The 22,625-nt window shown below is 57.1% G+C and carries 14 protein-coding genes; 2 read left to right on the top strand and 12 right to left on the bottom strand.

All coding sequences use genetic code 11. From position 1 onward, the window contains the following. Positions 1-325: 325 nt before the first annotated feature. The 4 genes from AC1D10_RS32780 to AC1D10_RS32765 form a co-directional block, all read right to left on the bottom strand. Complete coding sequence (locus AC1D10_RS32780) at positions 326-1,519, bottom strand: serine hydrolase domain-containing protein (RefSeq protein ID WP_477279023.1); 1,194 nt, start codon at positions 1,517-1,519, stop codon at positions 326-328. 133 nt (positions 1,520-1,652) lie between these two features. Continuing rightward, on the bottom strand, positions 1,653-3,092 hold the full coding sequence (locus AC1D10_RS32775) for an NAD-dependent succinate-semialdehyde dehydrogenase (protein ID WP_477279021.1): 1,440 nt from the start codon (positions 3,090-3,092) through the stop codon (positions 1,653-1,655). 111 nt (positions 3,093-3,203) lie between these two features. Next, a complete protein-coding gene (dapA, locus tag AC1D10_RS32770) occupies positions 3,204-4,112 on the bottom strand; it encodes a 4-hydroxy-tetrahydrodipicolinate synthase (RefSeq protein WP_477279019.1) in 909 nt (302 codons plus the stop codon). A 114-nt stretch (positions 4,113-4,226) separates the two neighbouring features. Continuing rightward, positions 4,227-5,936, bottom strand: coding sequence for a hydantoinase B/oxoprolinase family protein (locus tag AC1D10_RS32765; RefSeq protein ID WP_477279017.1), 1,710 nt, complete (start codon positions 5,934-5,936; stop codon positions 4,227-4,229). Positions 5,937-6,206: 270 nt separating this feature from the next. Here AC1D10_RS32765 and AC1D10_RS32760 point away from each other — a divergent pair, with 270 nt between their 5' ends. Then, positions 6,207-8,078, top strand: a complete 1,872-nt coding sequence (locus AC1D10_RS32760; protein WP_477279015.1) for a hydantoinase/oxoprolinase family protein — start codon at positions 6,207-6,209, stop codon at positions 8,076-8,078. A gap of 780 nt (positions 8,079-8,858) precedes the next feature. Here the strand turns inward: AC1D10_RS32760 and AC1D10_RS32755 are convergent. The 4 genes from AC1D10_RS32755 to AC1D10_RS32740 form a co-directional block, all read right to left on the bottom strand. Next, a complete protein-coding gene (locus AC1D10_RS32755; protein ID WP_477279013.1) occupies positions 8,859-10,241 on the bottom strand; it encodes an aminotransferase-like domain-containing protein in 1,383 nt (460 codons plus the stop codon). Between the two features lie 320 nt (positions 10,242-10,561). Further along, positions 10,562-11,821 (bottom strand): NAD(P)/FAD-dependent oxidoreductase, encoded by a 1,260-nt coding sequence (locus tag AC1D10_RS32750; RefSeq protein ID WP_477279011.1) that lies wholly within the window; start codon positions 11,819-11,821, stop codon positions 10,562-10,564. A gap of 1,750 nt (positions 11,822-13,571) precedes the next feature. After that, complete coding sequence (locus AC1D10_RS32745) at positions 13,572-15,134, bottom strand: M81 family metallopeptidase (RefSeq protein ID WP_477279009.1); 1,563 nt, start codon at positions 15,132-15,134, stop codon at positions 13,572-13,574. Between the two features lie 278 nt (positions 15,135-15,412). Further along, positions 15,413-16,321, bottom strand: a complete 909-nt coding sequence (locus AC1D10_RS32740) for a dihydrodipicolinate synthase family protein (RefSeq protein WP_477279007.1) — start codon at positions 16,319-16,321, stop codon at positions 15,413-15,415. A 170-nt stretch (positions 16,322-16,491) separates the two neighbouring features. Between AC1D10_RS32740 and AC1D10_RS32735 the strand changes: the two genes are divergently transcribed. After that, the gene (locus AC1D10_RS32735) at positions 16,492-17,190 is read left to right on the top strand and encodes a GntR family transcriptional regulator (RefSeq protein ID WP_477279005.1); all 699 of its coding nucleotides are present in this window, start codon (positions 16,492-16,494) and stop codon (positions 17,188-17,190) included. A gap of 72 nt (positions 17,191-17,262) precedes the next feature. Here AC1D10_RS32735 and AC1D10_RS32730 read toward each other — a convergent pair whose 3' ends face one another. From AC1D10_RS32730 to AC1D10_RS32715, 4 genes are read right to left on the bottom strand one after another with little or no spacing between them, the layout of a single operon-like run. Beyond that, entirely contained in the window at positions 17,263-18,105 is an 843-nt protein-coding gene (locus tag AC1D10_RS32730) for an ABC transporter permease (protein ID WP_477279003.1), read from the bottom strand. Between the two features lie 11 nt (positions 18,106-18,116). Beyond that, the gene (locus tag AC1D10_RS32725) at positions 18,117-19,061 is read right to left on the bottom strand and encodes an ABC transporter permease (protein ID WP_477279001.1); all 945 of its coding nucleotides are present in this window, start codon (positions 19,059-19,061) and stop codon (positions 18,117-18,119) included. Between the two features lie 28 nt (positions 19,062-19,089). Beyond that, positions 19,090-20,685, bottom strand: a complete 1,596-nt coding sequence (locus AC1D10_RS32720; RefSeq protein WP_477278999.1) for an ABC transporter substrate-binding protein — start codon at positions 20,683-20,685, stop codon at positions 19,090-19,092. Positions 20,686-20,722: 37 nt separating this feature from the next. After that, entirely contained in the window at positions 20,723-22,573 is a 1,851-nt protein-coding gene (locus AC1D10_RS32715; protein WP_477279081.1) for an ABC transporter ATP-binding protein, read from the bottom strand. Between the last annotated feature and the right edge of the window lie 52 nt (positions 22,574-22,625).

The raw sequence follows: 22,625 nt of genomic DNA, 5'->3' as shown, positions 1-22,625 counted from the left end.
ACTCACTTTACAGAGCTTCAAGCGTGTTTTTTGGGTAAAGCGTGTGTGCGGCTGCAAGACAACCACATTTTCGTCATGGTACAATTATCAAAATGGCACTACGCTTTTGTGCCCTCGTTAGGCTTTCGGGAGGCCAACTCCGTGATCAGTTCAAGGTTGCGCGACGACAATTCGACCGGCTGTCAAGTGTGACGGGCGGATCGCCTTTATAGGTGGGTCGGTCGTGACTTGGGTGGGGCAACTGATAGGAGGGGCCGCGAGGGCATCGAAACTCTAATTTCGAAATGGCACACTGAAAATAGCGCTTCTTACCGCGACCAGCCGATCAGGGGCCCCGACACGCATCCCTGATGGCGCGGATCGCCTCAAGCGTCTCGACGTATCGATCCATCTCCGAGTCAGGCCAAGAGGACAACTTTACCGCCGCAAACTCGGATGTAGGGTCGATATAGATACGCTGACCGCCGTGTCCTACACACATAAACGCCCGCCGATCGGGATCCTCGATCCAGAATTGGTTGTGATATGCACCTCTTGGGAGCTCAATGAGGTCATCGCCTTGGAGTGATTGATGATTGCCATTTCGCGTGTCCTCTATCCAATCTGACGGGATGATTTGCTTCCCGTGGAGTTCTCCCCCGCGCAGGTGCAGCAAAGCGAACCGGGCGTAGTCGCGCAGGGTTGCATTAAAACCGGCATCCGCGCTCGGGAAGCCGCTGGGATCTACGGTAATGTAGGCATCTTCCTCCGCTCCCATTGGAGCCCAGAGTTCTTTACTCACTAGCTCCGCGAGAGACATGCCGCTGACACGCTGCATTATGAAGCCCAACACGTTGCTCTCAGCTGACCGGTATTCGAACATCGTTCCATGAGAACGTTGTTGCTTTGTCAATGTCAGGATGAGCTGCCAGGTCGTCTGAGGGTCGTTAGAATATTCGATGGGTCTCCAACCTGCAGCCTGGAAAAGCATGTACGCATGAGTACCAGGCTCCGTATACGGCTTGGTGATTGACACGCCCGTCGTCATGTCTAGTACCTGCTGCACCGTCGCGCCGCTATAGGCGGTCGTTTCGAGTTCAGGAAGATATCTTGTCACCAGGCTGCGGGTGTCTATGAGCCCCCTGTGGACGAGTATGCCGCACACTGCGCCCATAATTGACTTTGACATTGACATGGCAAGGTGCTGGCGGTGCGGGTTCAGGCCATTCATGTAGATTTCGGCGATAACCTCGCCGCGGGACAAGACGAGGAACCCATTCGTAAAGCTCCTGTCTAAGAACTCGCGAATGGTGGAACGTCGTCCGGCCAGATTGAATTCGATCCCATCGATGTCCCTTCTTCGCTCCGGAAGCGGCAGGACCGGGCCCGACCCGCGCCAGATTGGCGTGGTTGCCGTCATCTCGCTAACATGCTGAAACGTCCAACGATTGTAAGGCGGAAGATACCACTCAGCCCGTGGGATAATCGGCGCCCCGGGCTCCATCGGATTGGGTTGCCAGTAGGGGCTCGTCTCATTCATGTTCTTCGGCTCCATCAACAGGCATGGACTTGGCTTCAAATTTTAGCAGGACTGTGCGGCCGAAATCGTAAACCACTCTCGTTGGGACCGGCAAACTGCATGTGTGCCTGCGGTTTGCGCCGAGACCGAAGACTCACGTAAGGGAGAGTTCGCTGACGAATTTGGTTCGCTGAAACGCCTCAAGGCCTTCCACACCGCTCTCTGAATTAAAGCCGCTTTCGTTGACGCCTCCGAACGGGGTTTCCGGGGTGGACACCATCATGTGATTAACGCCTACCAACCCAGCATCCAGCCCTTCTTCGGTTTTCGCAGCCAATGCATTGCTCTGTGTGAAGCAGAACGAGGCCAAGCCGTAGGGAAGGCTGTTTGCCCGCTCGATGACATCGTCGACGGACGAGAATGGCATTATTGGCGCGAGCGGGCCGAACGGCTCTTCGCTTAAGATGCGAGCACTTGCAGGAACATCTGCAAGGACCGTGGGTTCGAAGAAGTAGCCGCAACCGCTGCTGCGCTTGCCGCCGGTCACGAGCCGAGCACCGGCGCTGACTGCATCCTGGACAAAGCCTTCCATCACCTCCAGGCGACGTTCGGCGATCATCGGTCCCATCTGGGTGGTCGGGTTCAGGCCATTGCCTAGAACCAGGGCGCTGGCGCGAGCGGCGAAAGCCTCAACGAATTCGTCATACAGGCTCTCGTGTATAAAGAAGCGCGTCGGCGACGTGCAAACCTGTCCGGCGTTGCGGAATTTGGCGGCGACGAGAGTTTTCAGCGTATGCTCGACGTTAGCATCGGCGTGTACAATCACGGGCGCATGTCCACCCAGTTCCAATGTGGATCGTTTCAACGTATCGGCCGCGCGTTTCTGGAGGAGTTTGCCCACGGGGGTTGAGCCGGTCAGGGTCAGCATCTTTGGAATTGGCGATGCCAGCAATTGGCTGGAAACGTCATCCGGCACACCGAACACGACATTAAGTACACCAGCCGGCAGCCCGGCTTCCTGAAAGCAGCGGGCCATGGCAACAGCAGTCCCCGGAGTTTCCTCTGCCGGCTTGACGATCACGGAACAGCCTGCGCCCATTGCGCCGGCGATCTTGCGGATCACGTTGCTCGCCGGGAAGTTCCAGGCCGCGAATGCTACCACTGGGCCAACCGGCTCCTTGAACACCATCTGACGTACGCCCGGCAAACGGGCGGGAACGATGCGGCCATACGCACGCTTGCCTTCCTCGGCATACCAGCGGGTTACATCAGCGGAAAAGCGGACTTCGGGAACAGACTCGGCCAGCGGTTTGCCGTTTTCCAGCGTGAGGATCCTGCCGATCTGCTGCTCGCGTTCCTGTATCAGGTCGGCAGCCTTCATCATGATCTGGTAGCGCTGCTGTGCCGTCATCGCCCGCCAGGACTTGAAGCCTGCGGCAGCGGCCGCGAGCGCATCTTCGATGTCAGCTTGGCTGGCCAAGGGTACTTTGGCCAGCACCTGCTCAGTTGCGGGGTTTATCAGATCCTGCTCTCGACCGTCGCTCGCAGGGCGCCAGACACCACCGATCAGCAGCTCGATTTTCTCATCATACATTTTGGTCTTCTTTCGGTGCTTCATTTCAGAGTGTCGCGGGAGCAATACGAGGAAGCGGGCACGGAACGTTAGACGTCATGCCTTTGAGCGTGCAGGGCGGATTTGACGCTTTTATTTTACGGAGGCGATGACGCCAGGCACGTCCGCTGAGGCCAATATTGAACGCACGATTTCCACCTGGGCCTCGGAATAGGGAAGCAAAGGCTCGCGCGGAGCTCCGACTGGCCGTCCCAAGAGTGCCATGACGGTCTTGATGCCAGCGTAGAAACTCCCCGCTTTGAAGCACCGATAGATCGCGAACAACGCGGGCTCGAGCCGATCGATTGTCAGTATGTCACCGGCAACGCACGCGTCATAGTAGCTGCGTACCAGCTTGCCTGATAGCTGGTGTGCCATGGCAACCACACCAACGCAGCCTACCGGCAGGGCCGCACGAATCATTGTTTCATACCCGACAAATACGGCCAGACGATCCTTCACCTTCGCGCACAACTCGGTCACCTGCTGGATGTCAGCGGAGGAGTCCTTGATGGCGACCACATTTTCGATATCGGCGAGCTTGCTGACCAGATCGGGGGTCATGTTCACCCCAACCCTCGCCGGGCTGTTGTACAGCATAACTGGCAATTTCGTTGCTGCTGCAACCCGCTTGTAGAAGAGCTCCGTCTCCCTCAAGTCTGGTTTTGCGTATATTGGGGGCAGAGCGAGAATACCGTCGCAGCCGGCAGCTTCGGCGGCTGCACACAATCCCATTACCACGTCGTTGCGAAGGTCCGACACACCGGCAATTACCGGAACCTTTCCTGCTGCGGCCTCAACGGTCGCTTTAAACAGAGCGACGCGTTCCTCGACGGTCATAGCGTAAAATTCGCCGGTACTTCCGCAAGCGATGAGGCCGTCGGCGCCGTTGGCCATATTTTCGAGTGTAAGTTCCTTAAAACGTTCGAAATCGATTCTTCCATCTGGCGTAAACGGCGTCACCAGGACGCTATGTATGCCTTTCCAGCTCGTCTTGCTCATTTGATTCATCTCATCTGAAGATTGAAATACTAAGATTTTTTGGCGCGCTGCGGAGAGCCGCAGAGGCGATTGTCCATACGGTTCCGCTATCAATGTTGCCGACTAGGGGGGCGCTTACACCTCTTGCGCCTCCAGCTCCGCTTCGTTCAGCTGATAGACATCGATGGCACGTTCCCTGCTCACCTTGCCGTCGAAGACGTCTTTGACGAGCAACTTTCGATCGCGTTGCTCCGGTTTTCCGAAGCCGCCCCCTCCCGCCGTCTGAAATACAAGTCGGTCACCCTTGTTCATCTTGGTGACTATTTTGGACTTGATGATTTCCTTCGACTGGTCAGCGCGGATTATATAGGCGAAGCTCTTCTCTCCCGGTAACCCTCCATCGGCACCTGCAGGCGCATGGAAGTGGCGTTCCCCGCGATAGGAGAGCGTCACCTCGCCTTCCAGAAGCTCAATATCTTCATAGCATCCGAGCCCGCCGCGTTGCTTGCCGGCACCACCACTGTCGGGCGCTATGCCTAGACGATGGATTCGGAGGGGTGACTCCATCTCCACCGATTCGACCGGGACATTGCCTGTGTTGGTGGCGTCAGTCTCGATCACGTCCACGCCATCGGCACCCATGCTTGCTCCCGAACCGCTGACGAGCACCTGCGTCATCACAAAACGACCATGGCTCGGCACTGAGCCGCCATAGTCAACATTGACGAGTTGGGCTGCCGAATCGGCCGGGATTTTCTTCGGAGCTGCCTGACGCACGGCCCCCAGAATCACTCCGGTCAGTCGCTTGATCGTTGCGGTGCGGCATCCGAGGGGTGCGGGTTCCAGCGGATTGACCAGCGAACCTGCCGGAAGCACCATCTGTATGGGACGGAAGCAACCGCCATTTGTAGGAATGTCGGATCCGCCGATGGCGCGGACTGCAAAACAGGCACCACACAGCGCGCCTGATGGCATACAGTTGAATGGACCGCGAACTTGTGCATTCGTGCCGGTGAAATCAAAGGTTATGCTGTCTCCCTTAATCACAGCCTTTACTTCGATACGGATCGGAACATCCAAGTCGATGCCGTCATTGTCCAGATAGTCGACGTACTTGTATTCTCCATCTGGGAGCGCGGAGATCGCTGCGCGTGTTAGGCGCTCGGAGCGGTCAAGAAGATCGGCGAAGATCGCCTTTGTCATCTTCGCGCCGAGCTTGTCGGCCAGTTCCTGAATTCGGCGCTGCCCAATTTTGCAAGCCGCCAGCTGGGCGTTCAGGTCTCCATTGAAGATATCTGGGAGACGTACATTGAGGCGAAGCGTACGAACTAGCCTGTGATCGTAGTTTCCAGCGTCAACAAGCTTCATGGGCGCGACGCGGATACCTTCCTGGTAAATCTCTGTTGCATTCGTTGGGGTCGATCCAGGCGTCATTCCGCCGACGTCCTGATGGTGCGCCAGCGCAGCCGCCAAAGCTATGACTTCGCCTTCGTGGAAAATAGGGGTCACCACCGCGAAGTCGGGCAGGTGCGTGCCCCCTGCCGTGTACGGGTCGTTCAATATGTAGGCGTCACCATCACGCATTTCCTCGCGCGGAAAGCTCTCCAGCACCGCCTTAACCATCGGTATCAGCGTGGTCAGATGAATTGGAATCGCAATCGCCTGCGCCAAGGTTTCGCCTTGAACCGTAAAGAGGCTCGCAGAGGCATCCCGCGCCTCCTTCACGATCGTCGAGAAGGCGCTGCGAAACAAAGTTGCCTCCATCTCATTGGCTATGCCATCCAATTTATGCCTCACGACCTCGACCGTGATCGGATCCAAGCTTTTTGATTCAGGCTGGTCCACGGATTGCCTCCATCAGTTCCTTGTAGCCCGCAACGTTAAGGCAAGCGTTCTCTCCATGCAAGAGGTTTGTAGCAGTACATTGTTTTCTTGCCTATGTTTTTCTAATCTATTGTTTTTGTTATGTTATTTATACGGCATGGATGATTTTGAAATGCTTTTGTTATTGATTATGGACAATCGGCCTAGTTCAATGTTAAGGATTGTTCATCCATGCCCTGGGCGCGCCATTGTGACGCGCGCCCTTGATCGAGCTAGGAGAATTCAGGAGTTATGGTGACCATGCCCCAGGCTACGGGATCGTCAGACGTTACAATCGGTGTCGACGTGGGCGGCACCTTCACTGATGTGGTCTGCTACGGACCGGGTAATGCAATCCGTGTGGTCAAAATTCCCACCACTAAGGCAGATCCTAGCCGAGCAATTCTCAGCGCCGTGGATTTCGCAAGGGAGAACTGGGATGTTCCCGCCGTGGCGATAAAGCGCTTCATGCACGGCACCACCACCGCCACCAACGCAGTTCTGGAACGCAAGGGCGCCCGCACAGGCCTACTGGTTACGAAGGGCTTCCGTGACATTCTTGAGATCGGTCGTCAGCTTCGAGAGGATATGTATAGCGTAATCCTCCACCCTGAGACGCCGGTCTTCCTTGCGAGCCGAGGCCTCCGCCTTGAGGTCGATGAGAGGCTTGATGCGGCAGGCAAAGTGGTTACCCCGCTCGACGGTCAGTCTGTGATTGATGCTGCCGAGCGCCTAGTGGCGGCGGGGGTCGAGGCCATCGGCATTTGCTTCCTTTTTTCCTTCCTAGATCCAGCTCACGAAATCGAGGCCCGTCGCATTATTGAAGAGCGTCATCCGCATATTGCAGTCTCGATTTCATCAGAGGTCGATCCGCTTTTCCGTGAATATGAGCGCACGGTGGTCACGGCTTTTGATGCCTACGTCAAGCCGGTCGTGAATACCTACCTCAAGCGATTGGAAGATAGCTTGAAGGCTGCCGGTGTTCCTGCGCCGTTGCAGATTATGCAGTCGCGGGGCGGCCTGGCCGCAGCGTCCGTCGTTCGTCAGCGGCCAGTACGTCTGTTTCTTTCCGGACCTGCGGCGGGAATGATCGGCGGTTGTGAGGTCGCCCGGGGGGCGGGCATCGGCAACATCATCACTGTGGACGTCGGCGGCACGAGCTGTGATATAGCCGTCGTCGAGAACGGGCAGCCTAAAATCCGGTCAGAAACCCAGATCGCCGGCTATCCTGTGCGCGTGTCCATGGTGGATGTGAGCACAATCGGCTCCGGCGGGGGTTCTGTAGCGTGGATCGATGGCGCTGGTACGCTGAAGATTGGCCCGGAGTCGGCGGGTTCCGAGCCTGGCCCAGCTTGTTATGGAAAGGGGGGCGATCGGCCCGCCGTAACGGACGCTTCGATAGTTCTGAATTACCTTGACCCCGAATATTTCGCGGGGGGGCGGTTGCGCTTGCATCCGTCACGGTCGCACGAAGCCATCGAGCGGCATCTTGCTGGTCCTCTAGGTGTCAGCGTAGAGGAAGCGGCGCTTGGAATGCACCGTGTAGTCAATGCTCAGATGGCCGAGGGAGTTCGTCGGGTTTCGACCCGTCAGGGCATTGACCCTCGAGGCTTCACCCTCGTACCTCTTGGCGGTGCGGGTGGTATCCACGCAACGGCCCTCGCCGAGGATCTCGGCATGACCAGGATATTGGTTCCGCGCTTCCCAGGCGTTCTGGCTGCTTCTGGTCTGCTGGCCGCCCCTGTCGAGCATGAAGCATCCAGCACCTTTATAACGAATATTTCTGGCGCAGACGCTTTCGCAATTCGCAATGTTCTCGATCGACTTGATGCTCAATGTCGGGCTCTTCTTGCGGCGGAACAAATTAGCGAAAGCAACGTCTCCGTCTCATACTACGCCGATGTGTGCTACGTGGGACAGTCGTTCTACGTCGAAATACCCTTCCATCTGAACGAGCAGGATCCCTCGGGCGACTTTATGACGACTTCGTGCGCGAACACGAGCGGTTGTACGGCTACAGCAATGACGGAGCTGCGCGCATCGTTAATCTGCGAAGCAGCCACAAGGCTGGCCAGCCTAAAGGCGCGTTGTCATTGGCCTATGAACCGTCTGGCGGGGATGTAGAGAGGCCGAAACGCACAGTGCGTTTTCCCGGCCATGAGCGTATGGAGGTGAGTATCTACCAGCGCGAGGCATTGCCCATCGGCTTTGCGTTCCGCGGTGGAGCGATCCTGGAGCAGGCCGATACGACCACGCTGCTAGGACCCGGCTGGACAGGTTCGGTGCTAGAAACTGGCGATATTCTGCTCGTCCGCACTGATACACGGTGAAAGTGCCGCAGCCGGATCGGCTGCTAACCCTCTCCCGGCCAATTCCGATCCTTTGGGGTCGCTATGTCCGCCGGCTGAAAGTGGGCCACACTGCTGAACGCGCGCGCAACTTTTCCAGAGTTTTCAGTTGGATGGATCTGCGCGATGGCCCAGCCGCACCATCGCCCGCAGAGCTATCAAAGCAGGGCTGCTGTCATCCAGTTGCGGATAAGTGCAGCGGTGACCGTGCCGTCCACGCGCACGACACTTGCGCTTTCCAGCTTTCTCATTCCTCGCGCATGAAAGCAGTACTTCGTTGATTTCTTCCCCGGCGCGCGCCCAGATCGTGCTGACCGTCTTGAGCCGGACTGATTTGTTTGGGCTCGTCTCATCGGAACCGGGCGAAAGCCCGGAACGAGGAGGATTTCTCTAGGCGACGCTGAGTTCAAGCATAAGGTTTACTTGGGCTCCTGCTTGGGTCAGCCCGCAGCTCTCCCGGCAGGCCCTCGCGGCCGGCTTCCTTAAGGCCCGCCTTGTTGGCGCATTCTCCACTCCAGCGGTGGCAGCGTCCATGGAGAGCCACCAGCTTGCGCTGTTAGGCGACCGAGAAGACGTTCAGAGGCGCCCGGGCGACGATATCCCGAAGAGTATACAGCGCGTTTGACAGCTCGCTAACCTCCTTGGGGCCGCCGAGGCAGACGCGGACTGCGCCAGGATCGGCGTCATCTACCATGGACGCGATGGGAGGGGTTACGAGTATGCCGTGACCGCGGGCGGCCGAGGCGAAGCCGACGGCCGACCATTCTGGGGGCAATGGCAGCCATCCAAAAAACGGGGGGAACTTCAGCCCCTCTGCCGCCGGAAAGATGGTGGTAAACATACGATAGCGCTCGAGCGCCTGCTGCCGGCGCTCGCGCAGCAGTTCGGCCATTTTGCCGCTCTCGATGAGCCGCACAGCGAGCGCGGAAAGCATGGGAGTTGCGAACCAAGAGGATGCGTGCAGAAGAAGTTCAGTCTGCTTGGTTAAGGCCGGCGGAACCGTAAGCGTGCCAAGGCGGAACCCGGGTGCGACGCATTTGGAATAGGAAGTGATGTAGAAGCTGCGTTCGGGGATTAACTCCGAGATGGGCGCCGGCTGCTCCGGTAGGAAGAAGCCATAAACGTCATCCTCAATGATCGTGAGGTCGAGATCTTCCGCCAGTTCGGCAATGCGTCGTCGGCGAGTAAGGCTCATGGTGCGAGCAGTAGGGCTCTGCAAGGTCGGCATGCAATAGAATACCTTAGCGCCTGATGTCCGGCTGGCTTTCTCTAAAGCGCCAGGATCGGCGCCTTCGTTGTCCATGGCTACCGGGATGAGGTTGAAATGGTTTGCCGCGGCGACAGCTTTGAACCCGGAATAAGTTAGGTTATCGACGAGGATGGCATCACCAGGTCGCGCCACTAGACGCACAGCGATATCAAGTGCATGCTGTGCTCCATTGCACAGAAACAGCCGCGCGGGATCGACATTGAATGAGCCACCGGAAACGGAGGCAGCAATGATTTCTCGATGCTGCCGGATACCGCCGTGGGGATGGTAGGCTAAAAGTGGCGCGAGCTCGCGGACGCGCGCTACCTCAGTGAGCAGTCCCGATAGAATCTCGGTTTCGCGGCCCTCGGCTGGCACGTTCAGCGCCATATTTACTGCGTCCTCGGAAGCGGACCCTTCAAGGGTCCGCCGGCGCACAAAGGTGCCTTGCCCTACATGCCCCGTGATGATGCCGCGCTGCTCGGCCTCCTGGTAAGCCTTGCTCACGGTACCGACGGATAGGCCCAGATGCTGGGCCAAATCCCGGTGAGGCGGCAGGCGAACACCATCAGCCAACAGCCCCTCGTTGACATCCTGTTCCAGCGCGTTCACCAGGGCTAGATAGCGCGGTCCTTCGGCTGACAACTGTCTTGGTAGCCATCCCGAAGGTTTCATCCTATCCAAACCCATCCGCAGACCCTACCTTTCCTACTCCGCTTCAATCCTGCAATCTAGCATAGGTCATTGCATTGGCTAGCGCGAGGGCTTGGTCCAAAACATCTAAAACTTGCACCAAGACAAGGCCGGACGGCTCGTAACTGGCAGCTCGCGCGCAAACATCAAACGTGAAAGCGAGCCAGCATAGGCAGTAAATTGGCATCGGTTCGCGGACTTCGGTCATCTTCCTTCGCCGGCGGTCTCATCAATGCATTCGCTGCCGATTGGGAGAAGAAACGTTTCGTACATGTTGTTCCGGTCGAATTACCCAATCTCATTCAGCATCAAGCATCTCACCTCAGCCGGTAAGGAGCGGACGGTACCCGGGGCTGTCGGTGCGCGATTAGATCGCTAACAAGGGCTGCAGTCATGGGCGCGCCGCTGATGCCCATGTGGCCATGCCCCGTGGCAAAAAAAACAGCTTCGTGACGCGGGTGGCGCGCGATGATCGGCAGACTGTCGGGCGTCGATGGCCGCACGCCCATCCAACGCTGAACTATGCCGACCGGCACATCCGGCAGCATCGTGCGTGCGCAGGCTAGCAGCTTTTCGCTTTGCCGCTGGTCGGGGGGCGCGTCGGGAGAATCAAATTCGGCGATACCCACGATGCGTAAACCCTCTGCCAAAGGTGTGGCAACGAAGGCCGATCCCGCGTCGGTTACAGGACGGCCGATTACGCCGGAAATGCCGGGCATGGTGACGTTGTACCCGCGTTCGCTGGCCAACGACAGGGAAATTCCGACCGTGCGCCCCAAGTCGCGACTGGCGATGCCGGCCGCAATGACAACCGCACTGAATGAACAGGAACCTGTGTTTGTATGCAACGTGACTGCATCATTACTGGGCTCAATAGCCTCGACTCGAGCCTCGCGCGCCACGACGCCCAATGCAATGGCTCTCTCCATCAAACCCTCCACCAGCGTCAGCGGTGAGGTCACGTAGCCGCTACCAGGGAAGAATATCCCGCGCCGATAACTATGGGACAAACGGGGCTCCAACTCTCGCAGCTGGTGCACACTGAGCCTTTCGAAAGCTACTCCATGACTAGCCCGCAGTCTGTCCACTATCTCATCCAAAGCGCCGGGCGACGCGTCACGCCAGACGTGCAGGGCACCGCTCGGCCGGAACACCCGGTTCCAGTCGACGTCGCCGAGCATATTGCGATAGAGAGCGGAGCACGGGGCGTTAAGAGCATGTAACGCCGTATAGGCTGCCTTCCACGGCTCTGGGCGCCCGGTTCGGAGGAAGCGGACGAGCCATGGAAGGATGCGGGGTAGCTCATGCGGGGCGAGGCGAACGGGACCGCTCGTGTCGGCGAGCCAGCGCAGCGCGCGCCATATGACACCGGGGTAAGCCATTGGGAAAGATGATCCCACGTTGTATTGAGCGCCGTTGCCCCAAGAGCAGCCATGGCCAATCTGGCCCTCCTCGATCAGGGTGACCCAGTGACCTTCCCGCGCGAGCACGAGGGCGCAACTCACGCCTATCAGTCCGCCGCCGATGATGGCAATGGTGCGGGGTTCAGTCACGGAAAACGATCTCCAGCCGATCAACTAGTGGGCGCCCTTGAGCCTCGCCAGCAATACCCCCACTTCCCAAGCACATCAAATCGGCCCTTTATCCAACAATGCAGTATGCCATTTGCGACTTATTGAACTATGGCAATATCGAAATGCACCATACCCATTTCAGGAGACCGCGCAAGCCACTTCCCTCCCAAGTTGGAGCTGGAAACCGATCGCCGCAGAGGACGTTCCCAAGCGGGCTTAAGTATGGTTTTGAACTGACTTGGGCGGCCTCGACGTTCGTTGCACTGTGGCGTCCAGAATTATCTGCCTCTCTCCGGAATTAAGCCGAGGTTAGAAGATCGTGTGCGGTATTGCGCGCGCCCGGTCAAACCGTGTCGATTTGCGGCGTGGCCGACGCGTCTCACGCTAGGCGGCGTCGCACGCTGGTCCCGATTGTCGCCCGGATATCTGCTTACTGGCGACAGTGAATGCCCAGAGCTGGACCTTCGTCGATAGGGCGGCTCCGGTTTACCAATCCTGTCGTCCTGGGTTTACCAATCCGTTGTCGACCGTGAGCGGGTTTACCAATAAGGGCGGCTATATTCTGCGCAAATCCAATCACTTAATGCCAATCCAGAATTAACTGTCATTAAGGCCATTGGTAAACTCGGTCTGAGGATCGGAAACCCCTACCCTCAGCCAGAAAACGCTCCTGTTTTCAATCGCATAGCCCGCCCGCCAGCAACCCACAATTCCGGACTGGTAAACCCCGTGAAATGCCCAATAATTCCGGACGTCACACCAGTGTGGCGTGCGGAATTATCTGTCGTTGTCCGGAATTAATCTGGACTCCGGGCCGGGCTCATTACGAAAACGATCAATGACCTAGGTGTCGAGCCGCCGCCGCGGCTGGGAATCTGCGGGCTTCAGCGTCCGCCGAGTGCGAGCGGTAGTCGTTCGTTGAGGGTTACCAAACCTGTCGCTGGTGGGTTACCAAAGCACGTGATGGGGTGACCTTGGGTTACCAATGGATGCCGCAATTATTTCAATGAATGCAGCGCGTTAGCACCACTTCGAAATTAATTGTCGTTGGGACACAATGGTAACCCTGTTGACCGAAGGGCATTGGTAACCCAATCGGGCGAAGTGGTGGGATATCAGCCACTTAGCAGTCCGGCTGACGACAAACAATTCTGGACGCCGACGACAGATAATTCTGGACGGCACACCACACTGCCATTTATGCGACTTGTTTAGCACAAATGGAGAACGTTTCCATTGGTTCTGAGGGGTGCTAAACCAGATACAGTAATGCGTCAGGATAACCGGAAGCCTGCGAAAAAATAGGACGCTGCCGCCCAGACGACGCTGCTGTCGATTTGCCCTCGACCGCGCGCGTCTGGATTGACGCATCCAGTTTTTTGATCTTGGCGCACTTCCGTCAAAACGCGAAAGGCAGCTGGAGATGGCGCCCTGCCGGTGGGGAGGCTACCGGCAGGGCGCGCCGCACATACGTCGCGGCCGTGTGGCAGCAGGACATCGGCGGCAAGCCGCGGGTGTGGGGTAGAGGGCCATTGCGAGGGCGTGGTGCTCAACTAGGCGACTTCGGACGTTACGCCTTGGGCGAGCGGGAGACTATGACCGTAATTGACCGTGCTGGCAGGGGGCCTCTGCCAGCTTCCTTTTCACCGCCAAACGCCCATTCGATTTCGGCCTCAGAGGGGCCGTTGGTTCTACTTCGCGATGCCGCAGTTTGGACCTCTCCGACAAAGAAGATGTCTCCGCCTCTCGCAGATTATTGGTGAAGATCGACGACGGCAGAGGCCATCGAGATCGGCATCCTACGTACGTCGTGGCGCAGGTTCTTATAGTCGAGAGTGTCATTCCGGCACCAATGCGCTCCAGGGGATTCCACCGTAAGAATCTCTTCGGCGATCGGTGCAAAGTCGGCACGGAAGTGAACTGCGCTTTTGACTGCCACAACAGACTGCTCGCTCGGCTCTATCCCAACCGCCCTCAACAGATCCTGATCGAGACACTGAAAGCGGACACTTGCTACGACGACCTGGACGCTCGATCCAGGGTCAAGGATGAGCAAGCGTGCCATGCGCCCAAGATCTACTTGCACACCGCCTAGGCATAGCCCATTAGCCGTGAACGCCCCCTCGGAAAGTGCTTCCACACGAACCCTGGCGAGATATGGTTCCGGATCATAGTCATAGCGCCCACCAAGTCGAACATTGAGTTCAGCGCCCAGACCTGCGGTATGGGCGTTCTCAGCCGTTTCTGAATCCCAAAGCAAGCCAAGCACACTATTTCGAAGGCCGCCCTCTACCATACCCTTTAGAAGCCCGATGGTATCGGACGTTCCTCCACAGCCAGGATTGTCCTGCACATCGGCAAGGACAATCGGTGAACCTTTGCGCCCTTTGCGAGCGGCTTGTTCGACAGCCTCCTTTACATCCAGAAGCGACATATGGAATCTTTCTTCAGCCTCTAGTAGATCGTTCAGTTGCATGTCTGCCGCCTTTGCGACCGCCGCCTCATCGACCCCATAAGCGACAACTGCCGGCCCGCACTCTCGAATATCAGCTAACGGAAAGCCCAGTGCGACGTCAACGTTGAGAACTGCTCCTCTGATCCGTTCCGGCAGCCCAGCATAGAGCGATAGGCATGGCTCTAAATCAGTACACTGGGCTGGCAGCGGGATCAGGAATGGCGTCTTCCGTAACGCTTTGATGATGGGCTTCCCGTGGCGAATGCGCTGCTCAAGTAGATTGAAGGCTCGCCTGCCAGTATCAGCCAGGTCTATGTGAGGATAGGTGCGGAAAATAGTAATGCCGTCGGATAGCTCGACCATGGCTTCGGTGACATTGGCATGAAAGTCCAGGCTGATCACAATTGGAATATTGTGGCCAACGATCTCTCGCACGCGCCTTAACAGTTCACCTTCCCCATCCTCATAAGATTCGACGACCATCGCCCCATGCAGGTCTAGATAGATGGCGTCGAGGTTACCGGCGCGGGCGATTCCATCACAAATCATTCCTGCAATACGGTCAAATGCGTCATCTGAAACGAAGTTGGCTGGTTCCGCCGCGGCCCAGACCAGCGGTATCAACTTATAAGTATCCCTCGCAGCGCCGATAAACCCCCCGATGGGAATTTCAATCGGAGGAAAGAGTTCGAGAATGGCCGCACCGATAGTCAGAGCCGGCCAGCCGCCGCCCCGAACGAAGTCGTCAAAGGGGGCACCGAACGGAGCAAACGTATTGGTTTCGTGTTGAAAACCAGCGATAGCTACACGTGGGCGGCTCGATTTGGAGCTGGCGAAGGCTGTCGGCGTTGAATGAACCATATCTTGACCTCTGAAACTCCAGTTGCTGTCTTCCGGACGAGCGGCCCTTGAGCGGACGTCATGATCCTCAAACTGTTGTGTTTTGGGTAGCGGCAGGCCGGACGAGACTTGCGCTCGTTTAACCACGGATGGCGGCTTGCTCGGCAACGCCCGCGAACACTATTTGCTGCGGACCCAGGCTCCCGAGAATCAATGCGCTGGTCTCGCGGACGGATAGTGTCACCCTAGGCGACTAGTTTCGTGGATCATTGCGAGGAACCGGTTTCTGCGATGCTAAATCAGGCAGCTTTCTTCACCCGCTTGGCCAAGGTCTCGATTGCTAGCTGAATCGTCGATATGACGAAGTCACGCTCTTCGCCGACGAGCGGCAAGCGCGGTGCACGGGTCCATTCCGGCGCGCCGTAGACCAAGCTCTCGGCGAGCTTGATGTACTGAACCAGCTTGACGTGAGTGTCGAGATGAAAGGACGGCGTCAGGATGCGGTAAAGCGCGCGCGCCTCCTCGTACTTGTTTTGCGCACAGAGGTTGAAGAGCTCGACACATTCTGACGGCCAGACGTTGGTCATGCCCGATACCCAGCCGGTGACGCCAAGCGCGGAACTTTCGACAATCAAATCATCGACACCGCAGAAGATGCTGAAGCGGTTGCCGAACTCGACATACATATCGGTGACGCGACGAATGTCACCGGTTTCCTCCTTGACGCATACGATTTCCGGAGTGTCGACAAGTTGCTTGAGAACGTTGATGGTGCAGTCTACGCCGTAGGCGATTGGATTGTTGTAAATCATTATCGGCAGCGACGAAGCGGTGGCGATAGCCTTGTACCACTCGACCGTCTCGCGATCGTCGGTTTTGTAGCCCAGGCTTGGGAACACCATCAGGCCTTGGGCGCCGAATGATTCGTAGAGCTTGGCGTTGGCCCTCGCACTTTCGAGTGTGATTTCAGCAAGCCCGGAGAGAACCGGAACACGACCGTCGACCACTTCGATCGCGCCGCGGATGATCTCCTCGCGATCCTTCAGCGACATCGAAGCGTTCTCACCAAGCATGGGAAGCACGATGACGCCGGAGACGCCTGCCTTGACGAGGCGGTCAAGACTGTTCTTGGTGGCACGAATGTCAACGTTGCCATCCCGCGTAAGCTTCGTCGTCACTGCGGGGAATACACCAGCCCAATTTGCCATGGTTCATAATCCATCTGCGATACAACTGGATCCAATCTACATGGCGACAACCAACATGTCTACCTTTGATGTCGCTCTTTTTTGGGGTACCTTCCTGGCAAGCTGGCCATTCCCCTTAAGCGAAAGGCGGCTTTCCAAATGGGTTTGGGATCCAAAAAACGATGGATAGTATGCTGGAACAGAAGAAGCAGCGCTCGAAATATCGCCTTCAGAGACAGAGCCTACCGGAGGCGCTCTCGGAGTCTTTGCGGGAACGCATCCTCAGTGGCGAGTTCAAGGAGGGCGACCCACTCATACAAGAAGCGATCGCAGCTGAATACGAATGCAGCCGAATGCCAGTGCGCGAGGCGTTTCGCCAGTTGGAAGCAGCCGGATTGATTGTTTCTCAGATTCACAAGGGTGCAATCGTTTCGACATTGCCATCCGAACAAATCATGGAATTGTTCGAACTTCGGGCAACGCTGGAGTGCGATATTCTGAGCCGATCTCTGGAGCATCTCTCGGACGAAGACTTGGCTCACTCCGCGCTAGTCCTCAAGCGACTCGAAGAGGCCTATCACAAGCGGGACATTGCCAGGGTAGGCGCATTAAACTGGGAGTTTCACCGCAGTCTCTATAACCCTGCGGGACGCGTTCAGACACTCGCCATCCTCCAAGGCATCAATGTCCAGATTGATCGATATATCAGGATTCAACTACTTTTGACTTCGGGCTTCGAAGAAGCAGAGCGCGAACATCGCCAAATTCTGAGCATGTGCAAAGAACGCGACCGTCAAGTCGTGGAGTTTATGCGAGAGCACATCATCCGCGCTGGTCATAACCTTCTGGAAGCGCTCAATAAACGCCGCGTCAGTGAAAGCGCTGCCTAGTCGACGTTCCCGGAAGAAGAATAAGCGCCAAGTGACAACTTGCTCCACAGACGCATGATTCAGCCCCGAAGCTCAATCAGGCAAGGCGAATCGCGGGTCGAGCATATCTCGTGCACCGTCGCCTATCAAATTGATCGCGAGCACGACAACCGCAATAAGTACGCTTGGATAGAGAATCATATGTGGGGCGATCAAGGCAAAGGACCGGCCCTCGGCAACGATGTTGCCCCAACTCGGGTGCTCGGGTGGAACGCCAACGCCTACAAAGCTGAGATAAGCCTCATAAAGGATCGCCACGCCGCAGATATAGGTGGCCTGCACTGCGATCGGCGCCAACGCGTTCGGCAGGATGTACTTGAACAGAATACGCAGCGGCCCAGCGCCGTAGGATCGAGCAGCCTCAACAAAAACCTGCTCACGCAGGGTCAGCGTCAGGCTTCGAGCCAGGCGCGCCACACCCGGCACTTCGGGGATCGCCAAAGCTACGATCACAGTCAAGATCCCGCCGCCAAAGATCGTCGCCAATGCAATCGCAAGCAGGATTCCGGGTATGGCCATCATGCCGTCCATGATCCGCATCAAGATCTTGTCCGAAAGTTGGCCGGCTCCGGCAACAAGACCCAGTATCGTCCCAATCGTTGTCGCTAGAGCCGCTGTAGCCACCCCGATGACAAGTGAAATCTGCCCGCCGTAAAGCATGCGCGCGAGAATGTCGCGACCGAACATGTCGGTGCCCAGCAAATGACTATAGCTAGGCGGCTTCAGCCTTGCATCTGGGCTCATGGACAAGGGGTTAACGCTCGTCAGGATTGGTGCTAAAAAAGAGACCAGCAAAATCACAAGCATGAAAATTAAAGCCGCCAGCAACGGTGTTGGCAGGCGCTTCTTCTGTCGCAACGAAAGAGACATCGCCATGGCCTAACCTCCTAGCTATATTTGATGCGTGGGTCGATAAAAAGGTACGACAGGTCTACCAGCAAATTTATCAGAACATACACAACAGAACTAATTAGCAAGACTCCCTGGATTAGGGGGACATCCTTGTGTTGAATGGCGTCAACCAGGAGACGTCCAACCCCTGGGATGGCAAATACTGTCTCGGTGATCACCACGCCACCAAGCATGTAGGCAAACGACATTCCAACTATGGTGACAAGAGGCACGGCGATGAGCCTAAGGCAATGCCGCATGATAATCGTAAGTTCATCCAGGCCTTTCGCTCGCGCGACCCGAATGAAGTCCTGGCCAAGGACCTCGATCGCACTCGCTCTCGTGATCCGAGTGATAAGTGCGGTCTGCGCGAATCCCAACATAGTCGCCGGCAGAAGCACATGCCTGAAGACTTCCCATGCTCCGCTTTCGAGCCCGGGAAACCCTGAGATGGGCATCGATCCGAAGTGCACCCCGAACGCAAATATCAGCAAATACCCAATCAGGAAGGCAGGTATTGCCGTTCCAGCGATACCAAAGAACGAAACCAGTTGATCAGCGACGCCGCCCCTCTTCCGGGCTGCCAGCAGTCCCAATGGCACAGCGATCATAACTGAGACCAGAGTTGCTGCGATTGCCAGAATGATTGTTGGTTCGACTCGCGAGAGAATGAGGCTCAATACCGGCTGTTGAGAAAAGATCGAATTTCCGAGATCACCCCGCAAAACGTTGCCCAGCCAATGAAAGTACTGCGACAAAATTGGGGCGTCCAAGTGAAGCCGCTCTCGAATAGCGTCGATCTGAGCGGGCGACGCGTAGTCGCCCGCCAGCACAACCGCGGCATCTCCAGGACTCAAATAAGTCAGCCCGAATACAACAGCGGTTACCACCCCCATCACCGGGATGATGGAAAGCATTCTGGTGATGAGATATCTGATCATAACAACCTCACGGCCACAGATCGACGCTCTACTTGCTCTTACGCCGGATGTTCCAGAAATACATTTCAGCCGTCTCAGGGTTAAACCCTTCGAGCTCGGCTCTGTAAACGACGGCGCCGGTATTCTCTCCTGTCATGATGAACGGCAGGTAGACCGATGCACGCGCCTGCAGTTCGCTGGCGATCTTCTTTTTTTCATTCTGGTCCGCTGCGCTGATGAATGCAGCCCGCAAGTCCTCGATCTGCTTGTCGCAAGGCCAACCAAACCAAGCCTTGTCGCAGTTAGAGGCGAGCATAAGATGTGTCAGCGGAGAGGAGGCTGGCTGGCCTTCCATGATGTTAGGGAAGAGATTCCAGCCGCCTTCCGAAGCCGGCGCCTTGGAGGTACGGCGCGACGTGAGCGTTGACCAGTCCATTGCCTGAAGGTCGACCTGAGCGCCGGCCTTTCTCAGTTGCTGCCCCAAATACAGCGCCCTTGCGTGGGCCTCGGACCAGTCAGTCGGGTCGAGAATGACGATCGGCTTTCCATCGTAACCGGCTTCTTTGAGGAGTTCTTTCGCCTTGTCTAAATCGGCTGCCCCTCGATGGCCCTTGTAAGCCGACTCGTCTCCATATGTCCCCTTGCAAGTCAAATAAGCATAGCAGGTCTGCCAGAATTCCTGGTCACCGACCGTCGCGCGGCTGATCTCGGTCTGGTCAATCAGATAGGTAAGCGCCTCACGTGCCTTATTGTTATCGAACGGAGGCACTACGTGATTAATCACGACCAGACCCTGGTTTAAAAACCCTTTCGCTACAACGAGATCGGAATTGCCCCGCAAAGCCAGAGCGTTATCCAGCGGAGGAGCTGCCCAGATATCTTGCTGTCCAGTCAGCATCTCCGCCATGGCGGTGTTGGCGTCCGGTACGTAAGCCATTTCAATTTTGTCAAACGTCGCCTCCTTCCTGCCGGCAAAGAAGCTCGGCGGATCGGTCCTGGGGATGTAATTGGGATTTTTGGTATAGGTGCGCGTCTGCCCTGGTTTCCATAAGGAAATATCAAACTCATAGGGCCCCGATCCCGTGGTATCGGTGAGTTGGTCTGTTGGCGGCAGGGAAGCAATTCGCTGCGGCATGATGAAAGCAGGGTTGCCCGTGATGCCGGCAAGCGCAGCTGGAACATCGAACGGCTGGCTCAGCTCAATGCGAAATGTCAGATCATCGACTTTCGTCATTTCCTTGAGCCTGGCAGCCAACAACTGCCCTGTCTGATCACGGGATGCCCAGCGCTTCAGCGACTGGGTAACGTCGTCGGTCGTAATTGGGCCACCGTCGGAAAATTTGAGGCCTTTCCGAAGAGTGATCGTATAGCTTTTTTTGTCGGCGCTGATATCAGCCTTGTCTGCCAACTGGGGACGCGCGATTCCGTCTTTATCGAACTCGAACAATTTGTCGTAGATCAGATAGGCATGAACCAAGGTCGTGCCCGACGTCGTCACTATGGGATCTATAGTTTTGAGATCTCCGTCGGCAATCACGCGGAGCGTATCCGCCATTGCGGCGCTGGCGAAAAACATCCCCGCAAACATTGACGAAAGCAATGCGTTCTTAGCCAGGCTCTTGCTGATGTTGGTGCTTGTTTTCATTTTTTAGTTCCCCTTTTTCTGGCCGTTGACAGCGATGTCAGGCAGCGACGGCCGGCGCTTCCTTCTTGTCCCATTCTGGGTTCCAGATCATGACGGTATGGCCGGGCGAGACCTCGCGATACTGGCGCACGGGCGGAGTATAATCCGCGGATCGTACTGGGCTTTTGATCTCGTCATCAGTGAGCGGACGCTTCTGCAGGCGCCGCGCCGGATCAGCGATCGGAACGGCCGCGAGCAGCCGTTTCGTGTACGGATGCTGCGGATGCTGGAAAATGGCTTCGCGCGGGCCGATCTCAACGATCTCGCCGAGATACATGACAGCGACGCGGTGGCTGACGCGCTCGACCACCGCCATATCATGCGAGATGAAGAGATAGGCGAGCCCCATGCTGGCCTGCAGATCCAGCATAAGGTTGACGACTTGCGCCTTAATCGAAACATCGAGCGCAGAGACAGCTTCGTCTGCCACGATGAGCCGTGGCTCGAGCGCCAGCGCACGCGCAATGCAGATGCGCTGGCGCTGGCCACCCGAAAACTCGTGCGGATAGCGGTTGATCATGTCGGGCGAAAGACCAACCCGCCGCAGGAGGTCGGCAACCTTGTCGCCTGCTTCCGAACGGTTGGCGAGATTATTGATCAGCAGCGGTTCGATGACCGCCGTGCCGACATTCATGCGCGGATTGAGTGATGCGAACGGATCCTGGAAGATCATCTGCATGCGATTACGCTGCTTGCGCAATTCGTGTTGGCTAAGCTTTAGAAGATCGAGGCCGTCGAGCAAAATCGAGCCCGAGAGCGGCTCGGTCAACCGCATCACCGTACGGCCCGTCGTCGACTTACCGCAGCCTGACTCGCCGACCAGCGCCAAGGTTTCGCCGCTCTTGATGCTAAAAGATACATTCTCAACCGCATAGACCCGCCCCTTGACGGAAGAAAACAGCCCCGAACGAATTTCGAAACGTTTGGTCAAGCCGGCGACCTCCAGCACTGGGCGCTCGGCCTCCTTGATGGTGTCGGGAACTTCGGCAGGAACGTCGGATTGACCAGTCGCGCGGTCGACGACCGGGAAGCGCATTGGCCGCCTTCGGCCCTTCATCGAGCCAAGTCTTGGAACGGCCGCAAGCAGCGATCGCGTATAGGGGTGCTCGGGGCTGTTGAATATGTCCTCGGTGGCCGCGGCCTCGACCACCTGGCCGTTATACATGACCACCGTGCGGTCAGCGATCTCGGCGACGACGCCCATGTCGTGCGTGATGAAGAGGACTGACATGCCCTCCTCCTCCTGCAACTCCTTGACCAGCTGGAGGATCTGCGCCTGAATGGTCACGTCAAGCGCCGTCGTCGGCTCGTCAGCGATAAGCAGCTTTGGCTGACAGGCTAGTGCCATCGCAATCATCACGCGTTGACGCATGCCGCCCGAGAAGCGGTCTGGATATTCGTGCAGGCGCGCCTTCGCGGCGGGGATACGCACTTTCTCCAAGAGTCGTATCGTCTCTGCCTCAGCCTCGGACCGTGATAGGCCACGATGCAGGATCAGCGCTTCGGCGATCTGAAAGCCAATGGTCAGCACCGGGTTCAGTGAAGTCATCGGTTCCTGGAAGATCATGGCAATTTCATTGCCGCGGATACGGCGCATCTCGGCGTCAGGCAGGGTGAGCAGTTCCTTCCCCTCGAGCTTGATTGACCCTTTGACCTCGCTCGCGCGCTCGGAGTTTAGCCGCATGATCGATAGCGCAGTCACGCTCTTGCCGGATCCGGATTCGCCAACGACCGCGACTGTCTCCCTTGCGCCGATATCGAACGACACGTCGTTAACAACCGGGTTCCACCCGCCTCCCGCTCGGAAGGAGGTTACCAAATGAGAAACTGAAAGGATGGGGAGAGTCATCTGCTGTTTAGGCACCGCAATAAGTTTAGGTTCAAGCCGCCGGGAGTGATCC

The organism is Mesorhizobium sp. P2_A8 (assembly GCF_056404935.1).
Note: the sequence above shows the minus strand (reverse complement) of the source record. Positions and strands in the feature narration are given on the sequence as shown.